General features: G+C 65.1%; 22 protein-coding genes. 11 read left to right on the forward strand and 11 right to left on the reverse strand.

Going from position 1 to position 19,341, the window contains the following annotated elements:
• The first annotated feature begins 229 nt into the window (after positions 1 to 229).
• The 3 genes from KK137_RS00080 to KK137_RS00090 are packed head-to-tail and all read left to right on the forward strand — an operon-like array spanning position 230 to position 1,899.
• Positions 230 to 793: a hypothetical protein gene (locus KK137_RS00080; RefSeq protein WP_214533776.1), complete on the forward strand. Its 564-nt coding sequence runs from the start codon at positions 230 to 232 to the stop codon at positions 791 to 793.
• Positions 794 to 1,414, forward strand: a complete 621-nt coding sequence (locus KK137_RS00085) for a 6-phosphogluconolactonase (RefSeq protein WP_214533777.1) — start codon at positions 794 to 796, stop codon at positions 1,412 to 1,414. It abuts the gene before it with no gap.
• Positions 1,402 to 1,899, forward strand: coding sequence for an NUDIX hydrolase (locus KK137_RS00090; RefSeq protein ID WP_214533779.1), 498 nt, complete (start codon positions 1,402 to 1,404; stop codon positions 1,897 to 1,899). Before KK137_RS00085 ends, KK137_RS00090 begins: the two co-directional genes overlap by 13 nt.
• On the opposite strand, the gene dinB is transcribed toward KK137_RS00090, so the two are convergent.
• Positions 1,885 to 3,015, reverse strand: a complete 1,131-nt coding sequence (gene dinB, locus KK137_RS00095; RefSeq protein WP_214533781.1) for a DNA polymerase IV — start codon at positions 3,013 to 3,015, stop codon at positions 1,885 to 1,887. The genes KK137_RS00090 and dinB overlap by 15 nt on opposite strands.
• 53 nt (positions 3,016 to 3,068) lie before the next feature.
• Here dinB and KK137_RS00100 point away from each other — a divergent pair, with 53 nt between their 5' ends.
• On the forward strand, positions 3,069 to 4,316 hold the full coding sequence (locus tag KK137_RS00100; protein ID WP_214533782.1) for a multidrug effflux MFS transporter: 1,248 nt from the start codon (positions 3,069 to 3,071) through the stop codon (positions 4,314 to 4,316).
• A gap of 31 nt (positions 4,317 to 4,347) precedes the next feature.
• On the opposite strand, the gene KK137_RS00105 is transcribed toward KK137_RS00100, so the two are convergent.
• From KK137_RS00105 to crtY, 6 genes are all read right to left on the reverse strand, one after another.
• Positions 4,348 to 5,973 (reverse strand): MFS transporter, encoded by a 1,626-nt coding sequence (locus tag KK137_RS00105; protein ID WP_214533784.1) that lies wholly within the window; start codon positions 5,971 to 5,973, stop codon positions 4,348 to 4,350.
• An 82-nt stretch (positions 5,974 to 6,055) separates the two neighbouring features.
• Positions 6,056 to 7,945, reverse strand: a complete 1,890-nt coding sequence (locus tag KK137_RS00110) for an acetyl/propionyl/methylcrotonyl-CoA carboxylase subunit alpha (RefSeq protein ID WP_214533786.1) — start codon at positions 7,943 to 7,945, stop codon at positions 6,056 to 6,058.
• A gap of 22 nt (positions 7,946 to 7,967) precedes the next feature.
• The gene (locus KK137_RS00115) at positions 7,968 to 9,050 is read right to left on the reverse strand and encodes a phytoene/squalene synthase family protein (RefSeq protein WP_214533788.1); all 1,083 of its coding nucleotides are present in this window, start codon (positions 9,048 to 9,050) and stop codon (positions 7,968 to 7,970) included.
• A gap of 4 nt (positions 9,051 to 9,054) precedes the next feature.
• Positions 9,055 to 9,636: an LOG family protein gene (locus tag KK137_RS00120; RefSeq protein WP_214533790.1), complete on the reverse strand. Its 582-nt coding sequence runs from the start codon at positions 9,634 to 9,636 to the stop codon at positions 9,055 to 9,057.
• The gene (locus KK137_RS00125) at positions 9,633 to 11,129 is read right to left on the reverse strand and encodes a phytoene desaturase (protein WP_214533791.1); all 1,497 of its coding nucleotides are present in this window, start codon (positions 11,127 to 11,129) and stop codon (positions 9,633 to 9,635) included. Before KK137_RS00125 ends, KK137_RS00120 begins: the two co-directional genes overlap by 4 nt.
• Positions 11,126 to 12,286: a lycopene beta-cyclase CrtY gene (gene crtY, locus KK137_RS00130; RefSeq protein WP_214533792.1), complete on the reverse strand. Its 1,161-nt coding sequence runs from the start codon at positions 12,284 to 12,286 to the stop codon at positions 11,126 to 11,128. The genes KK137_RS00125 and crtY overlap by 4 nt, the downstream gene beginning before the upstream one ends.
• A gap of 106 nt (positions 12,287 to 12,392) precedes the next feature.
• Here crtY and KK137_RS00135 point away from each other — a divergent pair, with 106 nt between their 5' ends.
• Both KK137_RS00135 and KK137_RS00140 read left to right on the forward strand, forming a co-directional pair.
• Positions 12,393 to 12,953: a hypothetical protein gene (locus KK137_RS00135; protein ID WP_214533793.1), complete on the forward strand. Its 561-nt coding sequence runs from the start codon at positions 12,393 to 12,395 to the stop codon at positions 12,951 to 12,953.
• Between the two features lie 41 nt (positions 12,954 to 12,994).
• The gene (locus KK137_RS00140; protein WP_214533794.1) at positions 12,995 to 13,579 is read left to right on the forward strand and encodes a DUF2585 family protein; all 585 of its coding nucleotides are present in this window, start codon (positions 12,995 to 12,997) and stop codon (positions 13,577 to 13,579) included.
• Positions 13,580 to 13,596: 17 nt separating this feature from the next.
• On the opposite strand, the gene KK137_RS00145 is transcribed toward KK137_RS00140, so the two are convergent.
• Together KK137_RS00145 and KK137_RS00150 are read right to left on the reverse strand one after the other, a co-directional pair.
• Complete coding sequence (locus tag KK137_RS00145; RefSeq protein WP_214533795.1) at positions 13,597 to 14,622, reverse strand: tetratricopeptide repeat protein; 1,026 nt, start codon at positions 14,620 to 14,622, stop codon at positions 13,597 to 13,599.
• A 93-nt stretch (positions 14,623 to 14,715) separates the two neighbouring features.
• Positions 14,716 to 15,108 carry a DUF6152 family protein gene (locus tag KK137_RS00150; RefSeq protein ID WP_214533796.1) on the reverse strand — a complete coding sequence of 131 codons (393 nt, stop codon included), beginning with the start codon at positions 15,106 to 15,108 and terminating at the stop codon, positions 14,716 to 14,718.
• A 144-nt stretch (positions 15,109 to 15,252) separates the two neighbouring features.
• Between KK137_RS00150 and KK137_RS00155 the strand changes: the two genes are divergently transcribed.
• On the forward strand, positions 15,253 to 16,371 hold the full coding sequence (locus KK137_RS00155; protein WP_250893524.1) for a glycoside hydrolase family 5 protein: 1,119 nt from the start codon (positions 15,253 to 15,255) through the stop codon (positions 16,369 to 16,371).
• Positions 16,372 to 16,374: 3 nt separating this feature from the next.
• Here KK137_RS00155 and KK137_RS00160 read toward each other — a convergent pair whose 3' ends face one another.
• Complete coding sequence (locus KK137_RS00160) at positions 16,375 to 17,202, reverse strand: aminotransferase class IV family protein (protein WP_214533797.1); 828 nt, start codon at positions 17,200 to 17,202, stop codon at positions 16,375 to 16,377.
• A 76-nt stretch (positions 17,203 to 17,278) separates the two neighbouring features.
• Here KK137_RS00160 and KK137_RS00165 point away from each other — a divergent pair, with 76 nt between their 5' ends.
• The 4 genes from KK137_RS00165 to KK137_RS00180 all read left to right on the forward strand — a co-directional run bounded on the left by KK137_RS00165 (position 17,279) and on the right by KK137_RS00180 (position 18,733).
• Positions 17,279 to 17,650 carry a MerR family transcriptional regulator gene (locus KK137_RS00165; RefSeq protein WP_214533799.1) on the forward strand — a complete coding sequence of 124 codons (372 nt, stop codon included), beginning with the start codon at positions 17,279 to 17,281 and terminating at the stop codon, positions 17,648 to 17,650.
• A 115-nt stretch (positions 17,651 to 17,765) separates the two neighbouring features.
• Positions 17,766 to 18,173, forward strand: coding sequence for a hypothetical protein (locus KK137_RS00170; RefSeq protein ID WP_214533801.1), 408 nt, complete (start codon positions 17,766 to 17,768; stop codon positions 18,171 to 18,173).
• 33 nt (positions 18,174 to 18,206) lie between these two features.
• Positions 18,207 to 18,470, forward strand: a complete 264-nt coding sequence (locus tag KK137_RS00175) for a type II toxin-antitoxin system Phd/YefM family antitoxin (RefSeq protein WP_250893526.1) — start codon at positions 18,207 to 18,209, stop codon at positions 18,468 to 18,470.
• A complete protein-coding gene (locus tag KK137_RS00180; protein WP_214533805.1) occupies positions 18,467 to 18,733 on the forward strand; it encodes a Txe/YoeB family addiction module toxin in 267 nt (88 codons plus the stop codon). The genes KK137_RS00175 and KK137_RS00180 overlap by 4 nt, the downstream gene beginning before the upstream one ends.
• Here the strand turns inward: KK137_RS00180 and KK137_RS00185 are convergent.
• Positions 18,730 to 19,311, reverse strand: coding sequence for an SOS response-associated peptidase family protein (locus KK137_RS00185; RefSeq protein ID WP_214533806.1), 582 nt, complete (start codon positions 19,309 to 19,311; stop codon positions 18,730 to 18,732). The genes KK137_RS00180 and KK137_RS00185 overlap by 4 nt on opposite strands.
• Between the last annotated feature and the right edge of the window lie 30 nt (positions 19,312 to 19,341).

The raw sequence follows: 19,341 nt of genomic DNA on the forward strand, positions 1-19,341 counted from the left end.
ACAACTTTGTGGCTTGCGACCAGTGCTCGAACGCGTCCGATGTCAGGACTGTTCAGGCTAACCTTGCTGGCAAATGAACGATTTTAACCACGTTGTTAACTTTACGGCCAGTCAGACCGGCCCGAGCGGTGAACCGTTGCAAGCTGGTTGGCGCGAGAGGAGTCGACGCCCGGCCTTTCGCAATCGGACCTCGTTCGTATAGGGTCGCGCCACTGGGGGATTTGCCACGATGCCGTCGTTCTTTCTCGCTCTGCTCGTCGCCGCAGCGGCCGCCCTTGGCGGGCGCGAAGCGGTGCGGGTGGCGCGCCTTTCGGCGGGGCTGGGTCCGGCGCCAGGCTTACTGGTGGCGAGCTGGATAGCGTGCATCGCTGCCAGCGCGCTGGCGGCGTGGCTGGGCAGTGGCCTTGCGGCGCAGTTGGCCCCTCAGGCGCAGGCGCTGCTGGTTGCCATCGTACTGTTGCTGGCCGGCCTCGAACTCGCCGTGCTGGGCCCCGGCCGCTCCCCGCGCGAACCCACTCGCTCGTTCGGCGCGATCCTGCTGGTCCTCGGCGTGGCGCAAGTAACAGGGGCGGCCGGTTTCCTGGTCTTCGCCCTCGCGGCCTCAACTGGGGCACCGGCACTCGCCGCGGCCGGCGGCGCGCTTGGCAGCGGGGCAGTACTGACCGCGGCCTGGTTCAAGGGCGCGGCATGGGAAGCCCGGGTTCCGCTGAAGCCACTGCGCTTCTCGATCGCCGGGCTGCTGATCACCGCAGCGATGGTGACGGGGCTGGTCGGGCGAGGCATACTGGGCTGAATGACCGAGATCGAGATCATTGAAGACGCCACCGACGACGAGATCGCAGTCTGGTTGTGTGGGCGGATCGAGGCCGCGCTCTCGCGCTCCCCCGAACCGGTGGCGATTACCGTGCCAGGGGGTTCAACGCCGTTCCCGATCCTGTCGGCCCTCGCCAGCACCTCGCTAGATTGGCGGCGGATGACGGTCTGGCCGGGCGACGACCGGCTGGTGCCGGAGGATCATCCAGCCAGCAACACGGGCAAGATCCGCCGACTGCTCGAACCGGTCGGCGCCGAAGTCGTGACCCTGACGACCATGGAAGAGGTGCCGCATTTTGCGCTGGCCTGGCTCGGGATGGGCGGCGACGGGCATATCGCCTCGCTCTTTCCCAACACCGACCCGCGAGCTGACGACCCCCAGCGCGTCCGCCGGCTGACTCCCGATCCCCTGCCGCCCGAAGCGCCGTTCGACAGGATCACTCTGACGATCCCGGCGTTGCTCGATAGTGAAGAATTGCTGTTCGTCATCCGCGGCACAGAGAAGCGCTCCGTGTTCGAGACCGCGGCAAGAGGCGAACATGACCTGCCGGTAACGCGGCTGTTGCGGGAGGCCCGGCAGAAAGTGACATGCTTCACCTGATCCCCGCTCCCTTGCACCGGCAGCTCTATCGCGTTGCCGACGGCCTGCGGAAGCGGTGGTGGGTCATCAGCCGCCCGCGCCGGACCAGCGTCGTGGTGCTGGCCTTCGACGAACAGGGGCGGGTTCTCCTAGTTCGCCATTCTTACGGCCTTCGGGTGTGGTCGGCTCCCGGTGGAGGGATGGGCGAACAGGAGGATCCGGCCCTGGCCGCCGCGCGCGAGTTTCGCGAAGAACTGTCCTGCGAGCTGTCGAACCTCACCCTTCTGGAAGCGCGCGAGCTCGATATTTCCGGATCGCGCGACACGGTGCACTTGTTCGCGGCGCGGCTCAATGGCACGCCGAGACCCGACATGCGTGAGATTGTCGAGGTCGGCCTGTTCGATCCCGCGCACCTACCGGCCGACTGCGCGCGGCTGGTCCCCAGTCACGTCGAACTCGCCGTGACCGCTCTGAAGTCTGGCGCGCTTAAGTCAGAGCAGCGATAGCTGGGCGTCGTCCCGCGGCCGCTCCTCGGTCCCGGCATCGCGCTCGAGCGAGCTCAGGGTCAGGCCCATCAGCCGGATCGGCAGCGGCAAGGGCAGCTGTTCGTCGAGCAAGGCGCGGGCAACCTTGGCGAATTCGGCTTTGTCCTTGATCGGTTGCGAGAGAGATCGGGCGCGGGTGGAAAGCTGGAAGTCGGTATACTTCATCTTCAGCGTCACCGTGCGGCCGCGAGCGTCCTTCTCGGCGATCCGGTCCCAGACGATGTCGATGATGTTGTCGAGCGCCTCGCGCAGCGCCTGGCCGCTCGAAATGTCCTCGAAGAATGTGCGTTCCCCTCCGATCGACTTGCGAATCCGGTTGGCGCGAACCGGGCGCAGATCGATTCCCCGCGCCGCGCGGTAGAGATAGTCGGCAAAGCTGCCGAAGTGGCCGCGCAGCCAGGCGATGTCCCTGGCCGCAAGGTCGGCGCCCGTCTCGATACCGAGCCTCGCCATCTTCTCCGCCCCGCGCGGGCCGATGCCGTGGAAGCGCCGCACCGGCAGGCTCTGCACGAAGGCTGCACCCTGGCCCGGGCGGATAACGCACAGGCCGTCGGGCTTGTTCTGGTCGCTGGCCAGCTTGGCGAGGAATTTATTGTACGAGACACCCGCGCTGGCGGTGAGCTGGGTTTCCTCGCGGATGCGTTGGCGGATCAACTCGGCGATGCGCGTAGCGGAGCCGATCCCGCGCAAGTCCTCGGTCACGTCGAGATAGGCCTCGTCGAGGCTCAGCGGCTCGACGTGCGGGGTGAAGTCGAGGAAGATCGCGCGGATTTGCTGCGAGACCTCGGCATAGGCGTCGAAACGAGCCTTGCAGAAAATCAGGTCGGGGCAGAGCCGCTTGGCGGTGAGCGAGGGCATGGCGGAGCGGACGCCGAACTTCCTCGCCTCGTAGCTGGCTGCCGCGACCACACCGCGCCCGCTCGACCCGCCGACGGCGACCGGCCTGCCGCGCAGGTCCGGGTTGTCGCGCTGTTCCACGCTGGCGAAGAAGGCATCCATGTCGACATGGATTATCTTGCGCAGGCCGAGCGCCGCCTCTTCGTCGTCGGAGGTCGGAGAAGGAACGGTACTCGTCATCAAAGCAATCTAACCGTTGTGTTGCACCGCAACATGGGGCTACGGGCGCCCGCATGACGATAACCGGAGTCCCGCACGACAAGAAGACCATTGGCCGCAAGGAGCTGGTGGTAATGGTCGCCCTGTTGATGAGCCTCAACGCGCTGACGATCGACGGCATGCTGCCGGCGCTCGACGACATGGCGCGCGAGCTTGGTGCCGCAGGCGGCAACCAGCGCCAGTTGGTGGTGGCGGTATACTTGCTCGCCAACGGGATCGGCTGCCTGGTTCCGGGGGCCTTCGCCGACCGGTTCGGTCGGCGGCCGCTGCTATTGTTCTCGCTGGCGGCCTACACCGTGTTCTCGCTGCTGATCGCGCTGGTGCAGGACTTTTACGTGTTGCTGGCCCTGCGCGGGATGCAGGGGATGCTGACCGCCGGCCTGATGGTCGTTCCCACCGCGATTATCCGCGACCAGTATGAAGGCGACCGCATGGCCCGGCTTATGAGCCTGGTCAGCGCGGTGTTCATCGCCGTGCCGGTGATCGCTCCGAGCCTGGGCCAGGCCGTGCTGCTGTTCGCCGGATGGCGCTGGATCTTCGTGTTGCTGTCTCTGGTCGCGGTGGCGGCCGCGTGCTGGGTGTGGACCCGGCTTCCCGAGACGCTCGATCCGGCGCACCGCCAGCAGATCGACATTCCGGTGATCGCCAAGAACATGCGGGTGGCGCTGATCAACCGCGCCTCGATCGGCTACGTCCTCGGCACCATGCTGCTGATCGGCGCGGTATTCGGCTACGTTAACAGCGCGCAGCAGCTGATCGGCGAGCATTTCGGGATGGGCGACATGTTCCCCATCGTGTTCGGCGCCACGGCTGCGATGATGGTCGTCTCGAACCTCGTCAATTCGCGCATTGTCGAACGCTTCGGCGCCCGGCGCGTGTCGCATAGCGGCGTGCTGGTGTTCATTGTCGTGAGCATGGTGCAGGTATGGGCCTCGCACTACCGGCCCGACAGCATCGCCTGGTTCCTGCCCCTGATGGCGACGAACCTCGGCTTGCTCGGCTTCCTTGGCGCCAACTTCGGTTCGATCGCGATGCAGCCCTTCGCCACGATCGCTGGCGCGGCTAGCAGCATCCAGACCTTCTTCCGCATGTTCGGCGCGGCCGTGGTCGGGCTGATCATCGGCCAGGCCTACGACGGAACCGCCCAGCCTTTCGCCCACGCGCTGCTGATCTGCAGCGTCAGCGCGCTGGTGTTGGTCTCCTACAGCGAGAGGGGCAGGCTGTTCCGGCGCCTCAATCCACCCGCGAGGGTCATGGGCTAACCCCCCTCTCGCTTTGCGGGAGGGGGTCAGCTCAATGCTGGTGGTCGATAGACCGCTTGAAGGTCTCGGGCAGGAACAACAGACCGACCACTACGGTCAACGCCGCCACCCCGATCGGATACCAGAGCCCGGCGTAGATATCGCCGGAGGCGGCGACCATCGCGAAGGCGATCGTTGGCAGGAAGCCACCGAACCAGCCGTTGCCGATGTGATAGGGCAGGCTCATCGCGGTATAGCGGATGCGGCTCGGGAACAGCTCCACCAGCAGCGCGGCAATCGGGCCATAGACCATGGTCACCAGCAGCACGAGGACGGTGAGGATTGCCACGACCATCACGGTATTGGTCTGGGCCGGATCGGCCTTGAGCGGATAGCCTGCGGCCTCGAGCGCCGGCGTCAGCATGGCGTCGAACGAGGCCTTGTCGTGGATGTCGATCTGCACCTCGCCGACCATGACCACCGGATCGCCCGGTGTCTCCTCGTTGACGTAGGGAATGCCGGCCTTGGCGAGCGCGGACTTGGCGATGTCGCAACCGGTCTTGTCGAAAGTCGTCTTGCCGATCGGGTCGAACTGCACCGAGCAGGTCGCCGGATTCGCCACCACCGACACCGGCGCGCGCGCCTGGGCGTGGGCGAGGGCGGGATTGGCCGCCTCGGTCAGCGCGCCGAACAGCGGGAAGTAGAGGATCGCGGCCAGCGCGCAGCCCGTCAGGATGATGGGCTTACGGCCAATCTTGTCGGATAGCCATCCGAACACCACGAAGAATGGCGTGCCGATAATCAGGGCGATCGCAATGAGAACGTTGGCCGTGCCGCCGTCTACCTTGAGAATGCGCTCAAGATAGAACAGCGCGTAGAACTGGCCGGTGTACCAGACCACCGCTTGCCCGGCGACGGCACCGAGCAGCGCGATCAGTACCAGCCGCAGGTTGCGCCACTTGCCAAAGGCCTCGGTCAGCGGCGCCTTGGAGGTCGTGCCTTCCTCCTTCATCTTCTGAAACACCGGGCTCTCTTGCAGTTGCAGGCGGATCCACAGCGAAACGCCGAGCAGGATCGCCGAAAGCAGGAACGGCAGGCGCCACCCCCAGGCGGCGAAAGCAGCCTCGCCCATCCAGGTGCGCAGGCCGATCACCACCAGCAGCGCCGCGAAAAGGCCAAGCGTGGCGGTGGTCTGGATGAAGCTGGTGTAGAACCCGCGCTTCCCCTCCGGCGCATGCTCGGCGACGTAAGTGGCCGCGCCGCCGTATTCGCCGCCCAGAGCGAGGCCCTGGATCAGCCGCAGCCCGACCAGCATGAGCGGCGCGGCGACGCCGATCGAGGCATAGGACGGCAGCAATCCTACGGCGAAGGTCGAGGCGCCCATCAGGCCCATGGTCACGAGAAAGGTATTCTTGCGCCCGACGAGGTCGCCGATCCGCCCGAACACCAGCGCTCCGAATGGCCGCACAGCAAAGCCGGCGGCGAAGGCGGCGAGGGCGAGGATGAAGCCCGTCGTTTCGTTCACACCGGAGAAGAACTGCGCAGTGATGATCGTGGCGAGCAGGCCGTAGAGATAAAAGTCATACCACTCGAACACCGTGCCGAGCGAGCTGGCCGCGATCACCTTGACCTGGGATTCGCGCGAAGGTGCGTATGCTACGGCTGCGGTGCTTTCCATCAGTATCCCCCTGAAAACAAAGTATTTCGCGCGAGAATGCCGCAGTGAACCAGACTGCGCAACCCCCGCATAGGGAAAGAAACTAGGCGCCCTTTTCCACCCTTGCCAGCAGCGCTTCCACCTGCACCTGCTGACCCTCCGCCACTTTGAGTTCCGCGACGGTTCCCGTGAACGGCGCGGTTAGCGAATGCTCCATCTTCATCGCCTCGAGCACCAGCAGGCGCTGGCCTTTGCTCACGATCTCACCCTCGGCCACATCGACCGCGATGACCTTGCCCGGCATGGGAGAGACGATTGCGCCGTCGGCGACAGAGGCTCCGGATGTCCCTTCGGCCCGCGGCCAGTCGATGACGAAGCTGTCCCCATCCAGGCTCAGGAGTTGAGCGTCGGATTGCGGCAAATCCCGGAAACCCTGTCGCGCGTCTTGGCCGGGCAGGGTCGGAGTGTAGGTGAACTCGGTGGGATGGCCGTCCACGTTCAGCACCTGCCTGGGCTGGCGCCGCGAATTGAGCCGAAAGGCCGCGAGGCCCGTCACTCGCGGATCGCCATGGCTCGCCAGGCGCAGCAACCTGTCGAGGGCTTCGCTGAGGGAGCGCTCCGACGGCGCCGATCGAGTGGTCAACGTCTCCTCGTGGTCGGCAATGAAGCCGGTCTCCACCTTGCCGATGGCGAACTGTTCGGTTTCGAGCAACCGCTTGAGAAACCAGGCGTTCGTCTTCACCGGCGCGCACGAGGTTTCACCGCAGGCCTCGGACAAGACGCGCCGCGCGGTTTCGCGATCTTCCGCAGACGCGACCAGCTTGGCGATCATGGGATCGTAAAAAGGCGAGATGGCGTCGCCCTCCTCGACACCGGTCTCGATACGCACCCCGGAGGGAAAATGCAGGCGATCGAGCCTTCCCGTGCTCGGCAGGAATCCCGTTGCCGGATCCTCTGCGTAGAGCCGGGCTTCCATCGCCCAGCCTTTGATGGACAACTCCTCCTGCCGCTTCGGCAGAGCCTCCCCGCTCGCCACCCGCAACTGCCACTCAACCAGGTCCACCCCGGTGATTTCCTCGGTCACCGGATGTTCGACTTGCAGGCGAGTGTTCATCTCCATGAAGAAAATGCGTTCGGCGCTAAGGCCCTCACGGGCATCGGCGATGAACTCGATCGTGCCGGCGCCGACATAATCGACTGCCTTCGCCGCTCGCACCGCGGCGGCACATATCGCCTCTCGGGTGGCCGAATTCATGCCGGGAGCAGGGGCCTCCTCGATCACCTTCTGGTGTCGGCGTTGGAGCGAACAGTCGCGCTCGAACAAGTGTACCACGCTGCCGTGGGTGTCGCCGAACACCTGCACCTCGATGTGCCGAGGTGAGGTGATCCATCTTTCCAGCAGAACCTCGGCGTTGCCGAAGCTGGCCTTCGCTTCGCGCTGACAACTCTCCAGCATGTCGAGAAACTGGTCGGCCGCATCGACCTTGCGCATGCCCTTGCCGCCGCCGCCCGCAACCGCCTTGATGAGCACGGGCCAGCCGATCGCTTCCGCTTCGGTCAGCAGGCGTTCGGGCGACTGGTCGTCGCCCATATACCCCGGGGTGACCGGCACGCCCGCATCCTGCATCAGCTTCTTGGCCGCGTCCTTGAGGCCCATGGCGCGTATACTCGCCGGGCGCGGGCCTACCCAGATCAATCCGGCCGCCATCACCGCCTCGGCGAACTCGGCGTTCTCGCTGAGGAAACCGTAGCCGGGATGGATTGCCTCGGCTCCGGTGGCCAACGCTGCCTCGATAATCGTCTCGCCGCGCAGGTAGCTCTCTGCCGCGGCCGAAGGGCCGATGTGCACCGCCTCATCCGCCTGCCGCACGTGCAGTGCCCGGGCGTCGGCGTCCGAGTAGACTGCGATCGTCCGGATCCCCATCTCCCGCGCGGTGCGGATCACCCGACAGGCGATCTCTCCCCGGTTGGCGATCAGGAGCGAACGGATCATGAATCCTCCCTGGTCGGATTTGTCATGAATCCTCATCCGGCAGCGGGGTCATGGGGATCGGGGCGATCGGGCCTTCCATGCGTACGGCAAGCAAGATCTCTCCCCGCGTCCAGCGCGGCCATTGGGCAGGCTCCTGCGGACGAGCCAGAGCTTGCGAGAACGCCCGCAGTACGGCGCCGATTTTTGCCGGCAGCGACACCGTCACTCGGTGATCCCAGGCCTTCACGCCACAGGCCCGCACCTTGCGCGCTATGGCGAGGTAAATGTTCGCCGCCGAAAGCACCGCCCAGCGTTGGCGGAACGGCAATTGCGCCGCCCCGATCCGAGCGGCGGCTTCGTGTTGTTCGGAAAGGTCGACCAGGCGCGCAACCAAGGCGACGAGCGCTTCTCGATGGTTCGGCTTCATGTGTTCGCCGGGCGGGATGTCAGCCTCCACCAGCCATTCGACGGGCAGGTAGCAGCGGCCGGCAGCGTCGTCCTCGGATATGTCGCGCGCGATGTTGGCGAGCTGGAACGCCAGGCCGAGATCGCATGCGCGGTCGAGCATGGTCTCGTCGTCGTCAGGCACCCCCATTACGTGGGCCATCATCACCCCGACCGCTCCCGCCACGTGGTAGCAATAGCGCATCAGGTCGCCCTCCGTACGGGGGCGCCAGCCTTCGGCGTCGAGTTCGAACCCGGCGATCACGTCATCGGCCATCTGTTCGGTCAGCCGGGCCTCCAGCGCGACCTGGCCGAAGGCGTCGAACGCGGGATCGGCGGTGGGCTGGCCGTCGAGCGCGCGGCGGGTGAGAACGCGCAGCGCCTGGATGCGGTGCTCGGCGAGTTCCTCGTCATCGGCCCGCCAGCCGAATTCCTGACCGTCGGCAATGTCGTCGCAGCGGCGGCACCAGGCGTAGAGCAGCCAGGCCTTTTCGCGCGTGGGCCGATCGAACAGGCGGCTGGCCAGCGCGAAGCTCTTGCTGCCTTTGGCGATGGACTCGCGAGCCTCCTCAAGCAGCTCCTCGCGCTCGCGCCCGCCTCCGACTTGCCGCACCGGTGGCCGCAGTATGCGCGACGGCGCGAGCAGACGGGGGCGACGGTCCTTGAAGCTGCGGATCGCCATGGCGCTACAGCTCCTCCGCACTCATCCGGAAGATCGGTCGGTGCGGCACATAGCCTTCCATGCTCGCCACCAGCGGATCGAGTGACGGATGGTGGAGCAGGATGCCGCGGTGCTCGGCCCGGACGAACCCGCTCTCACCCATGCGGTGGTAGAATTCGATCAGCCCGTCGTAGAAGCCGTAGGCATTGAGCAGACCCACCGGTTTGGCGTGATATCCAAGCTGGGCCCAACTCAAAGCTTCCCACAACTCGTCCATCGTGCCGACGCCACCGGGCAGGGTGAGGAACCCGTCGGAAAGGTCTGTGAAGGCCTTCTTGCGCTCGTGCATGGTGGAGACGACGTGCAGTTCCGTACAGGCGCGATTGGCCAGCTCCGCGGCCACCAGCGCTTCGGGGATCACGCCGACGACCTCGCCCCCTTCGAGCAGGGCTCCGGCGGCAACGGCGCCCATAAGCCCGATCTTGCCGCCGCCGTAGACCACGCCGATGCCGCGCTGGGCGAGCGCCTTGCCGACATCCATCGCCAGTTCCTCATAACGAGGATCGGCGGGCGAGGCCGAGCCGCAGTAGACCGCCAGGCGTTTCATCGCGCGAGGTCCTCCAGCATCAGCCCCGCGGTCGCCTTCGCGCTCGCGACCACTCCGGGGATGCCCGCCCCAGGATGGGTCCCGGCGCCGACGAGGTAGAAGTTGTGCAGCACGTCGTCGCGGTTGTGACCGCGGAAATAGGCACTCTGCGTGAGGATCGGCTCGAGGCTGAACGCGCTACCGACGTGGGCATTGAGGTCGAGCGCGAAATCGCGCGGGGCGTAGTGGAACTTGGTCAGGATGCGGTCGTGGATGTCCGGGATCAGCCGCCGGCCCACTTCGTCGAGGATGCGCTTCTCCAGCAGCGGGCCATACTGTTCCCAGTCGATGGCCAGCTTGCCCATGTGCGCGACCGGCACCAGGGCATAAAACGTGCTCATGCCTTCTGGCGCCATCGTCGGGTCGGTCACCGTGGGGTGATGGAGGTAGATCGAGAAATCGGCCGGCAGCACGCCGTTGACGTAGATATCGTCGAGCAAACCTTCGTAACGCGGACCGAACAGGATCATATGGTGGGGAATGCCCGGCCAGTGACCTTCGATCCCGAAATGCACCACGAACAACGAAGGGCTGAAGCGCTTCTTCGCCAGCCGCCGACCCATGACCTGCCCACGCTGGCTGGTACCAAGCAGGTCGCGGTAGGAGTGGACGATGTCGGCATTGCTGGCGATAGCGTGGAACCGCCCTTGCCAGCCGCTTTGCGTTTCGACTTGCTCCACCCGGTTGCCGGTGCTGTCGATGCGCACCACGGGATCGTGCAGGCGAACCTCGCCGCCGAGCCGTTCGAAATGGCGCAGCATACCGGCGACCAGACGATTGGTGCCGCCCCGCGCCCACCATACGCCGCCGTCCTGCTCCAGCTTGTGGATCAGCGCGTAGATGCTGCTGGCGGTCATCGGATTGCCGCCAACGAGCAGGGTGTGGAAGCTCAGCGCCTGGCGCAGCTTTTCGTTGCGGACGTGTTTGCTGACAAGGTCGTAGACCGAACGCCAGGCCTGGTGCTTCGCGAGCGTAGGTGCGGCCTTGATCATGCTCTGGAAGTCGAGGAACGGCACCGCGCCGAGCTTGACGTAACCTTCTTCGTAAACCGCGGCCGAGTACTGAAGGAAGGCGTCGTATCCGGCGATATCTCCCGGGTCGAGCCGCGCGATTTCCCGGCGCAGTTCGTTCTCGTCGTTCGAATAGTCGAACACCGTCCCATCGGGCCAGCTCAAGCGGTAGAACGGCATGACCGGGAGAAGCTCGACATCGGCCGCCATGTCATGGCCGGTGAGCGCCCAGAGTTCGCGCAGGCACTTGGGGTCGGTGATCACGGTTGGCCCGGCGTCGAAAGTGAAGCCGTCGCGTTGCCAGTAGTAGGCACGGCCGCCGGGTTTGTCGCGCGCCTCGACCAGCGTCGTCGCGACGCCTGCCGCCTGCAACCGGATGGCGAGTGCAAGCCCGCCGAACCCGGCGCCGATCACACAGGCGCGTCTGCCTTCGACACTGCTCATGCGGCCCCCAGCACGGCCTTCACCGCGCGATGGACGGGAACGGGCGGCCGCCCGCAAAGGATGCGAGCTTTGTCGGCGCGCGTCGAGCGGCCGGCGTAGAAGCGTTCGATGAGCCGACGATCCAGGCGATAAAACCGGTCGAAGATTTGCCAGCGGTCTTCGGGTCGGGCGGCGCGGAAGAGCATGACGCCGAGCTTGCGGTAGAACCGTGTCGAACGCCAGTGGTGGCGGGCACGTTGTTCCAGCAATATCGCGATTTCTTCGCCCGAGAGGTGGGTCGCCTTCGCGATCGCAAGTGCCGTCTCCACCGCGAAGGGCAGGGTGTAGCTCGTCAGCGGATGAGCGAACCCGCCCCGCGCGCCGGCCACGCCGACGCCTTCGATGCGCTGGGCGTGCTGGAAAGCGGCAAAGTCGCCCCCCGTGATCACCGGCAAGACCCCGGTTTCGGTGTCGACGGTCTCGCCGGTCCAGCCGTTGTCCTGGCAATAAGCGTCGATTCGCGCCGAAAGCGCCTTCCGGTCGAGCGTGGGTTCGTCCTGGTAATAAGTGTCCTCGACAAAGATTTCGTTCGGCCCGAGCGGCAGGACGTAGACGAAGCGGTAACCGCCGATCTGTTCGACGTCCGCGTCCATGATCACCGGGTGCTCGATCCCGTGCGGGGCCGCGGTGTGTATGTGCCGACCCATGAAGACTTGCCAGCCGCCGCTTAGCTGCGAGGCCTGTTCGAAGCCCCGACAATCGATGACGGCCCCGGCCGTGACCCGCTCTGCCCCCGCCAGGGTGACACCGTGCCGGTCGAGCGACCGAACATCGGTCCCGCAACGGATGGTCCCTTTGGCGAGGAGATTCTCGAGCCCTTGCGCAAAGTCGACGGACGCCAGCGAGCGGTAACGGGTGCCAAGGTGGCGCGAGACGCCCGGAAAGCACACGTCGTAGCCTCGTTCCCACCGCGTCAGCCGAAAGCCGTCGAGCAGCGCTGCGCCTTCGGGCGTGAGGTCGCTTTCGAACCAGCTCCAGCGATGATGGCCCCCGAGCCGATCGCCCGCTTCGAACAACGAGACCGTGAGTTCCGGCCTGTGCCGCGCCAGTGCCAGCGCGATCAGGCCGCCGGACAACCCGCCGCCGACGAGGGCGATATCGCAGTTCCGATCAGCCATGCTCAACCACTTAGCCGATGAAACAGGCGGCGCAACGCCCGCCCTCGCGTTGACCACCGCTGCATCTGTGATAGCTTCGACTCCCGGACCTTTTGGGAGAGAGGTCATGAAACTGATCTTGTTCGCCGCCGGCTGCACAATCGCAGCCCTTTCGGTATCCGCCGCAGCGCAAGAAGGCGCTGGATCATCCTGTTATATTCAGGTGCCCAAGCTCGTGGCTGCTCCGCCGGGCGGGATCGATGAACTCGGCAGCGCGATCCGCAAGCTGGACGAGGCGCTGCGCCCGCAGGTCGAGGAAGTGAACCGCCTGAAGGCAGCGCTCGACCGCCTGCAGGCCGCGAACCGCCCGCAGCAGCAAGAGCTCGACGAAAACGGAGCGCCAGTTGAACGCGCCGAGGCGGGGCCTTCGGAAGAAGAGCAGCACCTGAGGGCGCAGCTCGCCGCCAGGCAGGATCAGCTCAAGGCCGACTATAGCGCGCGCCAGTCGGAACTTGTCGGTCCGGTCCAGGCCCGCATCAGCCAGGGCGCCCAGACATACGGCAGTGGCCGCGGGTGCAGCCAGATCAAGATGGCCAGGGCGACGGACCTTCCCGGGTTGCAAAGCGCAGGTGCACAGGACATCACCGCCGAATTCGTCACCTGGTACGTGCAGAACGGGGCAACCTAGGCTTAGCGCCAGCGGCGAAGTTCGTTTCCGGGGGGCAATCGATGACACTGAAGCCGCACCGCGCCGCCTGGCTGGCGACGCTGGCCTTGTTCTTGCTGACGATCGCGATCCTGTTCGCGATGGACCGGCCGCCGATATGCACCTGCGGCGAGATCAAGCTCTGGCACGGCGTGGTCGAATCCAACGGCAATAGCCAGCACATTACCGACTGGTATTCGCCGAGCCACTTCACCCACGGCCTGATCATGTACTTCTTCGCCTGGCTGCTGTGGATCAAGCTCGGCCTGTTCGGGGGCAAGCCCGCGCGCTGGGCCTTGCCGATCGCGGTGCTTGTCGAGGCGACCTGGGAGATCGTGGAGAACACGCCGATGGTGATCGACCGCTATCGCGCGGTCACCGTCAGCTTCGGCTACAGCGGCGACTCCATCATCAATTCGGCCGCCGACATCGCCTGGATGATTATCGGCTTCATGGCAGCCTCGCGCCTGCCGACCTGGGCGAGCGTAGCGCTGGCGCTGTTTCTGGAGCTGCTGACGCTATGGGTGATCCGCGACAACCTGACGCTCAACGTCATCATGTTGTTCTGGCCGGTCGAAGCGATCCGGCAGTGGCAGGCGATGGGATAGGACTTAATCCTCCCCCTCTAACGCCGCTTGACGCCCCACCCTTCGTACTTCTCCGCAATCTTTGGATCTAGCGCGAGCGCCCGTTTGAAGTCCGCTTCGGCCTCATCGTCCCGATCGAGCCTTTGCAGTGCGATCGCATGGCCGAAATAGGCTGACGCCGCGCCGGGATCGAGCGTGCGGGATGTCTCGTAGTCCTCCAGGGCAGCCTCCCACTCCTTCTGCTTGAGGTGCACCAGGCCGCGGCTATCGTGGGTGTCCGAGCTGTTGCCGTCGAGGTTGAGCGCCGCCTCGCAATCTGCCAGCGCCTTGTCCAGATTGCGCCCTTGCGCTCCGCGGGCCCAGCAGCGCGCGTTCCAGGTGCGACCATCCTGGGGGGCGAGTTCGATGGCCTCGGAGTAATCCTCGATCGCGTCGCGGTATTTCCTTTGGTCGAGATAGACATCGCCCCGGTAGAGGAACAGCGAGGCGTCGGGCCCGCCGATCGCTAGCGACCGGTCGTAATCCTGCAGCGCCCCCTTCAAGTCGCCAAGATGGGCCCGCGCCATTCCGCGGTTCTGGTACCAGCCTGCCGCGTCCCGTGAGTTAGGCTGAAGGGTTAGCGCCTTGGAATAATCGTCGAGCGCCTGCTCGTTCTCCCCCTGCTCAAGGTAGACATCGGCGCGCCAGCCATAACCGTCCGCCACTTCGGGCTGCAGGCGGATCTTCTCGGAGAACTTCTCCAGCGCCTCGTCATATTGCTGAAGCTCGTGGTGCGAGTACCCCAGCATGGCAATCACGTAGGGCCGGTCCTCGGCGAGCAAAGTGCGCGACTTGAGCAGGCCGTTGCAGCCCGCGATCCGCTGCTGGGGCGAATATTCCTGGTTCGCATCCCAGCACCAGGTTTCGTCCTCCTTGGCTCTTTGGGCTGCGGCGGTGGCGGCCCTCTGAGCGGCCGATGTTGCCCTTTGCGCGGACGAAGCGCGTCTTTGCGCGTCAGCGGGACTGGAGATCGAACCGAGCGTGGCCATGACAAGGGCCGCGCCGGCTAGCGACAGGCACCGCATGAGTCGAAATCCTCCATCCAACACAACCGGCGGTATGCGGTCGCGCCCGGTGCCCGGCAAGGGGAGGGCGCGCCAGTCCGGGCCAGGCATGCGTCAGGCGGTCGGCTTCAACGTTTTTTCGCGCTGGGGATAGACGTCGTAGGTCTTCCCGCCGACGGTGATTGTCTCTCCCTTGAAGGCGAGGAGGTCGCGGTCGCGCGCCCGGTGACCCGTCACGACGACCTTGTCCCCGGCCTTTGCCGCGCCCGGACCAAAGCCCGAGCCTTGCGCGACGATCGGCGGCGAGAGGTCGACTTCCCACACTCCGCCCTGCTCGGTGCGGACCTGGAGATGCATGTGCGGATTGCCATAACTGATCGACACGATCGTGCCGGTGAGGCGGCTTTCCTGATCTTCGGTCCAGGCCCAGCCGTGGTGTGCTGCGGCGCTGGCGGAAAGGCCCAGCGCTGCGGCGAGGCCGATTGCATATCTCGAGGTAGTCTTCATCGCGACACTCCTTTCGGTGGCCACTGGCACGTGCCGTCGCAGCAGAGATCCCTTCGCACCGATCATATCATGCAGGCGAACGATTGACACCGTGCGCGGCGGCGCGGCATGTTAGCGCTAACACAAGAGGGGGAGGCAAGAACCATGGGCGAAGGCAAGGCTCGATGGAGAAAGGCCCGGTGGTCCGGTGCGGTCGTCGCGTGCAGCCTCTTGGTGCTGTCTTCGTGCGGTGGCGGCTCTGGTCCGTCCACCGGAGGAGGAACGCCCACGCCCGCACCGACCGTCTCGCCGTCGCCTTCGCCGAGCCCGTCACCCTCCGCGACGCCGGTTCTCACCAACGCGAACACCCGCATCGGGCCCTGCGTCAACATGGGCAACCACCTCGAAGCACCGAAGGAGGGCGATTGGGGGCGGGCGATCGTCGACAGCGACTTCGCTGAGATCAAGGCTCACGGCTTCGAGACGGTGCGCCTGCCCGTGCGCTTCTCCAACCACGCCGCGACGACTGCGCCCTACACCATCGACGCCGCCTTCATGAATCGGGTCGAGCACCTGGTCGACACGGCACGGGCGGCGGGACTGCGGGTGATCCTCGACTTGCACCACTACGACGATCCGCAGGGGAGCCTCTTCACCAACCCGACCGGGCAGACGGCGCGGTTTGCGGGGCTATGGAAGCAGATCGCCGCGCGGTTCCGCGACAAGGATGACAAGGTGTGGTTCGAGCTGCTTAACGAACCGCACGACCAGATCACGCACGCCAACCTGCTTTCGGTGCTCGAACCGGCCCTGCGCGAAGTGCGCGCGACCAATCCCACCCGCCCGGTGGTGATCGGGGGCGAGTTCTGGAGCGGGATCAACTCGCTGGCGACCTTGCCACTGCCCGACGACGCCTACCTCGTCGCGACCTTCCACTACTACGACCCGTTCAACTTCACCCACCAGGGCGCATCGTGGGTAACGCCGACCCCGCCGTTCGGAGTGGCCTTCCCGATCGGCACCGACAGCGCCGATCTCGCCGCCAACGTGCAGAAGGCGAAAGATTTCATCGCCCGCACCGGCCGTCCCCTATTCATGGGAGAGTACGGCGCGATCGAGACCATCCCGCTCGCTCAACGGGCGACCTGGTATGGCACGGTCCACGACGCCTTCGCCGCGGGGGAGGTCGACGGTTGCGTGTGGGCCTATACCAACACGATGCCGGTGCGCGATCCGGCAACGGGCGCCTGGATCACCCAGTTGCTCGACGCGATCGGGCTCTAGCCATTAGCTGGTAGGCCATGGTCGCAGAATAGTTGCCGGTTCGCTGAGATAGGCGTCATGGAGGATCGCCACCAGGGCATCAGGAGCAGGCATTTCGACCGGTCCCATACCCACTAACCCGATGCCGGGCGTCCAGGAATTCATGACTGCCCCTGCCAAGCTTCTCACACGTTCCATCGTCACCACTTCCTGGCGTTGCGGAATGCCTCGCCGTGTCAACTGGCGTCGGACGATCGCCATTGTCACGCCTGGCAAAACAGCCGCCTCGGGCCAGATGACCGCTTCGCCGTCCCAGAAGGCGAGGTTCCAAATTGTCGCCTCGCTAAGCCGTCCTCTCGAGTCGATAAAGGCCGCATCATCGTAGCCCTCCACCACTGCCTTTCGGAGAAAGTAGGTCTTGGCCGATTCGCCGACGTGCTTGATGCCAGGAAGCGGACGTTCGTGTTCAACGACCGCGAGCCGCAGCGGGCCCTTAGGGCCGCTGGCCGGCGGTCCCGTGCGGATAAGGACGGCCGGAGTCTGCTCCCCGCCAACCGCGGTGAATTCGCCGGCACGCGAGAATACCGTAACCGTCAACGATTGCTCAGCCGGCCCGCCCTCGACTGCACGCCGCAAAAGAACATCAATATGACTGTCTGGGACTGCCCGACCAAAGAACTCGAGTGAGGCCGTGCGAAGGCGCGCGAGATGGAGATCCAACCCCCTTACGCGTCCCCCCTGCAATTGCATGGCGGTGAAATGCGCGAAGCCCGAAAACGCCAGCGGTATGAGGTCCTCACGCGTGGCCGGCCGACCATCGATTTGAGTTTGAAAGCTAGAAGTGTCCGACATGGTGGTTGCCCTTGGAATTGACTTATTGGGCGGCGCGTTTACACCCTGACAGCGCTGTTAGGGTCAAGAGGCTATTGTGCGCATAGGTGAACTGTCCACGCGGACTGGCGTTAGCGTCCGAATGCTTCGCTATTACGAAGCTCAGGGGATTCTAACGCCTACTAGGACCCAGAACGGATATCGGGATTATGGACCGGCTGAGGAGGAGATCATCAGGCAAGTCCAGCACCTCGGCGAGGCGGGCATGACACTGCCTGTGATCCGCCAGTTTCTACCTTGCTCGCTGGAACGGTTGGCCGCCTATGAATCCTGCGATGAGCTGAAACTGCTCTTGCGGGAACAGATCGAGCGCGTCGACGAACGTCTGAATAATTTGGCACTTAGTCGCCAAACGCTTTCTGCCCTGTTAGCGACCTTCGAAGCTTCGAGTCCTGAGGTGGCCTGCTGATCGGGGCGGGCGAACTCGTCAAGCCAGCTTGTGACGCGGCGCGAAGTGCAATCCCGACGCTAGTGGACCTGCGGCCTTTGAAGGCCTAACCTCTCGCTCGAGAGGAGACCGGTATATGGCCGCAAATACAGACGTTTCCGCCTGGATCCTGCTGTTTATCGGGTTCTACGCGCTGGCCGCGGCGGTGGGTGAGCTGCGGGCGCCTAACACCTGGTGGGCGATGCTCAAGGACTTCGAGCGCAGCCCGGCCTTGCGCTTCCTCACCGGCCTGGTCGCGCTGGCGCTGGGTGCCGCGATCTACCTCGTTAACCCCTGGCGGCCTGGCGACTGGCTGTCGATCACGGTCAGCGTGATCGGCGGCATCGCGGTCGCCGAGGGCGCGCTGATCCTCGCCTCGGGCGACCGCTTTCTCCACTTCGCGAGGGCGCTGGTGGGGCGAGCCGGGAGAGCCTGGGCCGGATTCGCGGCCTTGTTCGGCGTGGCGGCGGTACTGGCGGCGTTGTCCCGGCTGCAGATGTTTTGAGGCGGGCTTGAAATTGGACAACACTTTGTACATATGAGGGGCGTGCAAACCATTAGCTATTCAGACGCACGCGAGAACTTGAAGTCGGTAATCGACAAGGTTGTCGCGGATCATGCGCCCATCGCGATCACTCGCCAGCGGGGGGAGGGCGCGGTGCTGGTGTCGGAGAGCGATTGGGCCTCGATCGAAGAGACGATGTACCTCCTGCGCTCACCGGCGAACGCGCGTGAGCTGCTGGCGAGCATCGCCGAACTTGATGCAGGCAAGGGTGTTGAACGCGAGCTGATCGATCCGTGAAGCTTGTCTTCTCGGAACGCGCTTGGGGGCATTATCTTTACTGGCAGACCGAAGATCCGAAGGTGCTCAAGCGCCTGAACGGGCTCCTCAAGGAGTGCCTGCGGAACCCATTCCGCGGAACTGGCAAACCTGAGCCGCTAGGTGGGAATCTCGCGGGCTGGTGGTCTCGTAGAATCAACCAGGAACACCGGCTGGTATATCGCGTCAGCGGCAAAGGTGCGTCGCAAGCGCTCGAAGTGGCCCAGTGCCGGTACCACTACTAAGCGCGATTGACGTTCAGCGATCCACTCAGCAGCGGCTGGATGAAAGTCCCCTCCGGTTCCACAGCATCGAGCCAGCCGAAACAGGCCGCCGGACTTAGCAGCACGACCTGGCGGTTATGATAGGGTTCGATGTCGGGCCCCGGCTCGCAGGTGAGTAGCGTGAACGCCTCGCCCACCTTGGGATCGGAGCGAACGATACCCGCGATGCCGAACCATTCGTGGCCCGGCCAGGTGAACAGCCAGCGATCCTTACGCTTGGCCTTGGGGTCTTCGGGCGCGGTGAATTCGTAGAAGCCGTCGGTCAGTACAACGCAGCGCTCGGCCGGAGCGAAGCGGCGGCCTTCGCCCCGAAAATTGAAGACGGGCTTCCCGGTCGGAGCGGGCCAGCTCCAGCGGCGCTCGACCAGTTCCAGCCCTCCGCTCGCCGAAGTCCGCACGATCGGCGCCCGCTCGGTGATCCGCACGTCGCGCGGCTCGAAGTTGGGCACGCCGTCGGGAAAGGCGATCTCACGCCCGAGCTCGCGAGCAAGGCCGACGATCGCGTCGGGGGCTTTCTCCATGCGATAGAGGTTGCACATCGCGCCACTCTAGCGCTTCGAATTGAACTC

It is taken from the genome of Croceibacterium selenioxidans (assembly GCF_018599195.1).
GTDB classification, from domain to species: domain Bacteria; phylum Pseudomonadota; class Alphaproteobacteria; order Sphingomonadales; family Sphingomonadaceae; genus Croceibacterium_A; species Croceibacterium_A selenioxidans.

Excerpts from the sequence above, each read along its gene's own strand:
- KK137_RS00085 (WP_214533777.1), top strand. The coding sequence starts at position 794 with ATGACCGAGATCGAGATCATTGAAGACGCCACCGACGACGAGATCGCA.
- KK137_RS00090 (WP_214533779.1), top strand. The coding sequence starts at position 1,402 with ATGCTTCACCTGATCCCCGCTCCCTTGCACCGGCAGCTCTATCGCGTT.
- KK137_RS00120 (WP_214533790.1), bottom strand. The coding sequence starts at position 9,636 with ATGAAACGCCTGGCGGTCTACTGCGGCTCGGCCTCGCCCGCCGATCCT.
- KK137_RS00160 (WP_214533797.1), bottom strand. The coding sequence starts at position 17,202 with ATGTCGGACACTTCTAGCTTTCAAACTCAAATCGATGGTCGGCCGGCC.
- crtY (WP_214533792.1), bottom strand. The coding sequence starts at position 12,286 with ATGGCTGATCGGAACTGCGATATCGCCCTCGTCGGCGGCGGGTTGTCC.
- KK137_RS00100 (WP_214533782.1), top strand. The coding sequence starts at position 3,069 with ATGACGATAACCGGAGTCCCGCACGACAAGAAGACCATTGGCCGCAAG.
- KK137_RS00115 (WP_214533788.1), bottom strand. The coding sequence starts at position 9,050 with ATGGCGATCCGCAGCTTCAAGGACCGTCGCCCCCGTCTGCTCGCGCCG.
- KK137_RS00150 (WP_214533796.1), bottom strand. The coding sequence starts at position 15,108 with ATGAAGACTACCTCGAGATATGCAATCGGCCTCGCCGCAGCGCTGGGC.
- KK137_RS00145 (WP_214533795.1), bottom strand. The coding sequence starts at position 14,622 with ATGCGGTGCCTGTCGCTAGCCGGCGCGGCCCTTGTCATGGCCACGCTC.
- KK137_RS00110 (WP_214533786.1), bottom strand. The coding sequence starts at position 7,945 with ATGATCCGTTCGCTCCTGATCGCCAACCGGGGAGAGATCGCCTGTCGG.
- KK137_RS00155 (WP_250893524.1), top strand. The coding sequence starts at position 15,253 with ATGGGCGAAGGCAAGGCTCGATGGAGAAAGGCCCGGTGGTCCGGTGCG.
- KK137_RS00125 (WP_214533791.1), bottom strand. The coding sequence starts at position 11,129 with ATGAGCAGTGTCGAAGGCAGACGCGCCTGTGTGATCGGCGCCGGGTTC.
- dinB (WP_214533781.1), bottom strand. The coding sequence starts at position 3,015 with ATGACGAGTACCGTTCCTTCTCCGACCTCCGACGACGAAGAGGCGGCG.
- KK137_RS00170 (WP_214533801.1), top strand. The coding sequence starts at position 17,766 with ATGGCCGCAAATACAGACGTTTCCGCCTGGATCCTGCTGTTTATCGGG.
- KK137_RS00080 (WP_214533776.1), top strand. The coding sequence starts at position 230 with ATGCCGTCGTTCTTTCTCGCTCTGCTCGTCGCCGCAGCGGCCGCCCTT.
- KK137_RS00135 (WP_214533793.1), top strand. The coding sequence starts at position 12,393 with ATGAAACTGATCTTGTTCGCCGCCGGCTGCACAATCGCAGCCCTTTCG.
- KK137_RS00175 (WP_250893526.1), top strand. The coding sequence starts at position 18,207 with ATGAGGGGCGTGCAAACCATTAGCTATTCAGACGCACGCGAGAACTTG.
- KK137_RS00105 (WP_214533784.1), bottom strand. The coding sequence starts at position 5,973 with ATGGAAAGCACCGCAGCCGTAGCATACGCACCTTCGCGCGAATCCCAG.
- KK137_RS00185 (WP_214533806.1), bottom strand. The coding sequence starts at position 19,311 with ATGTGCAACCTCTATCGCATGGAGAAAGCCCCCGACGCGATCGTCGGC.
- KK137_RS00140 (WP_214533794.1), top strand. The coding sequence starts at position 12,995 with ATGACACTGAAGCCGCACCGCGCCGCCTGGCTGGCGACGCTGGCCTTG.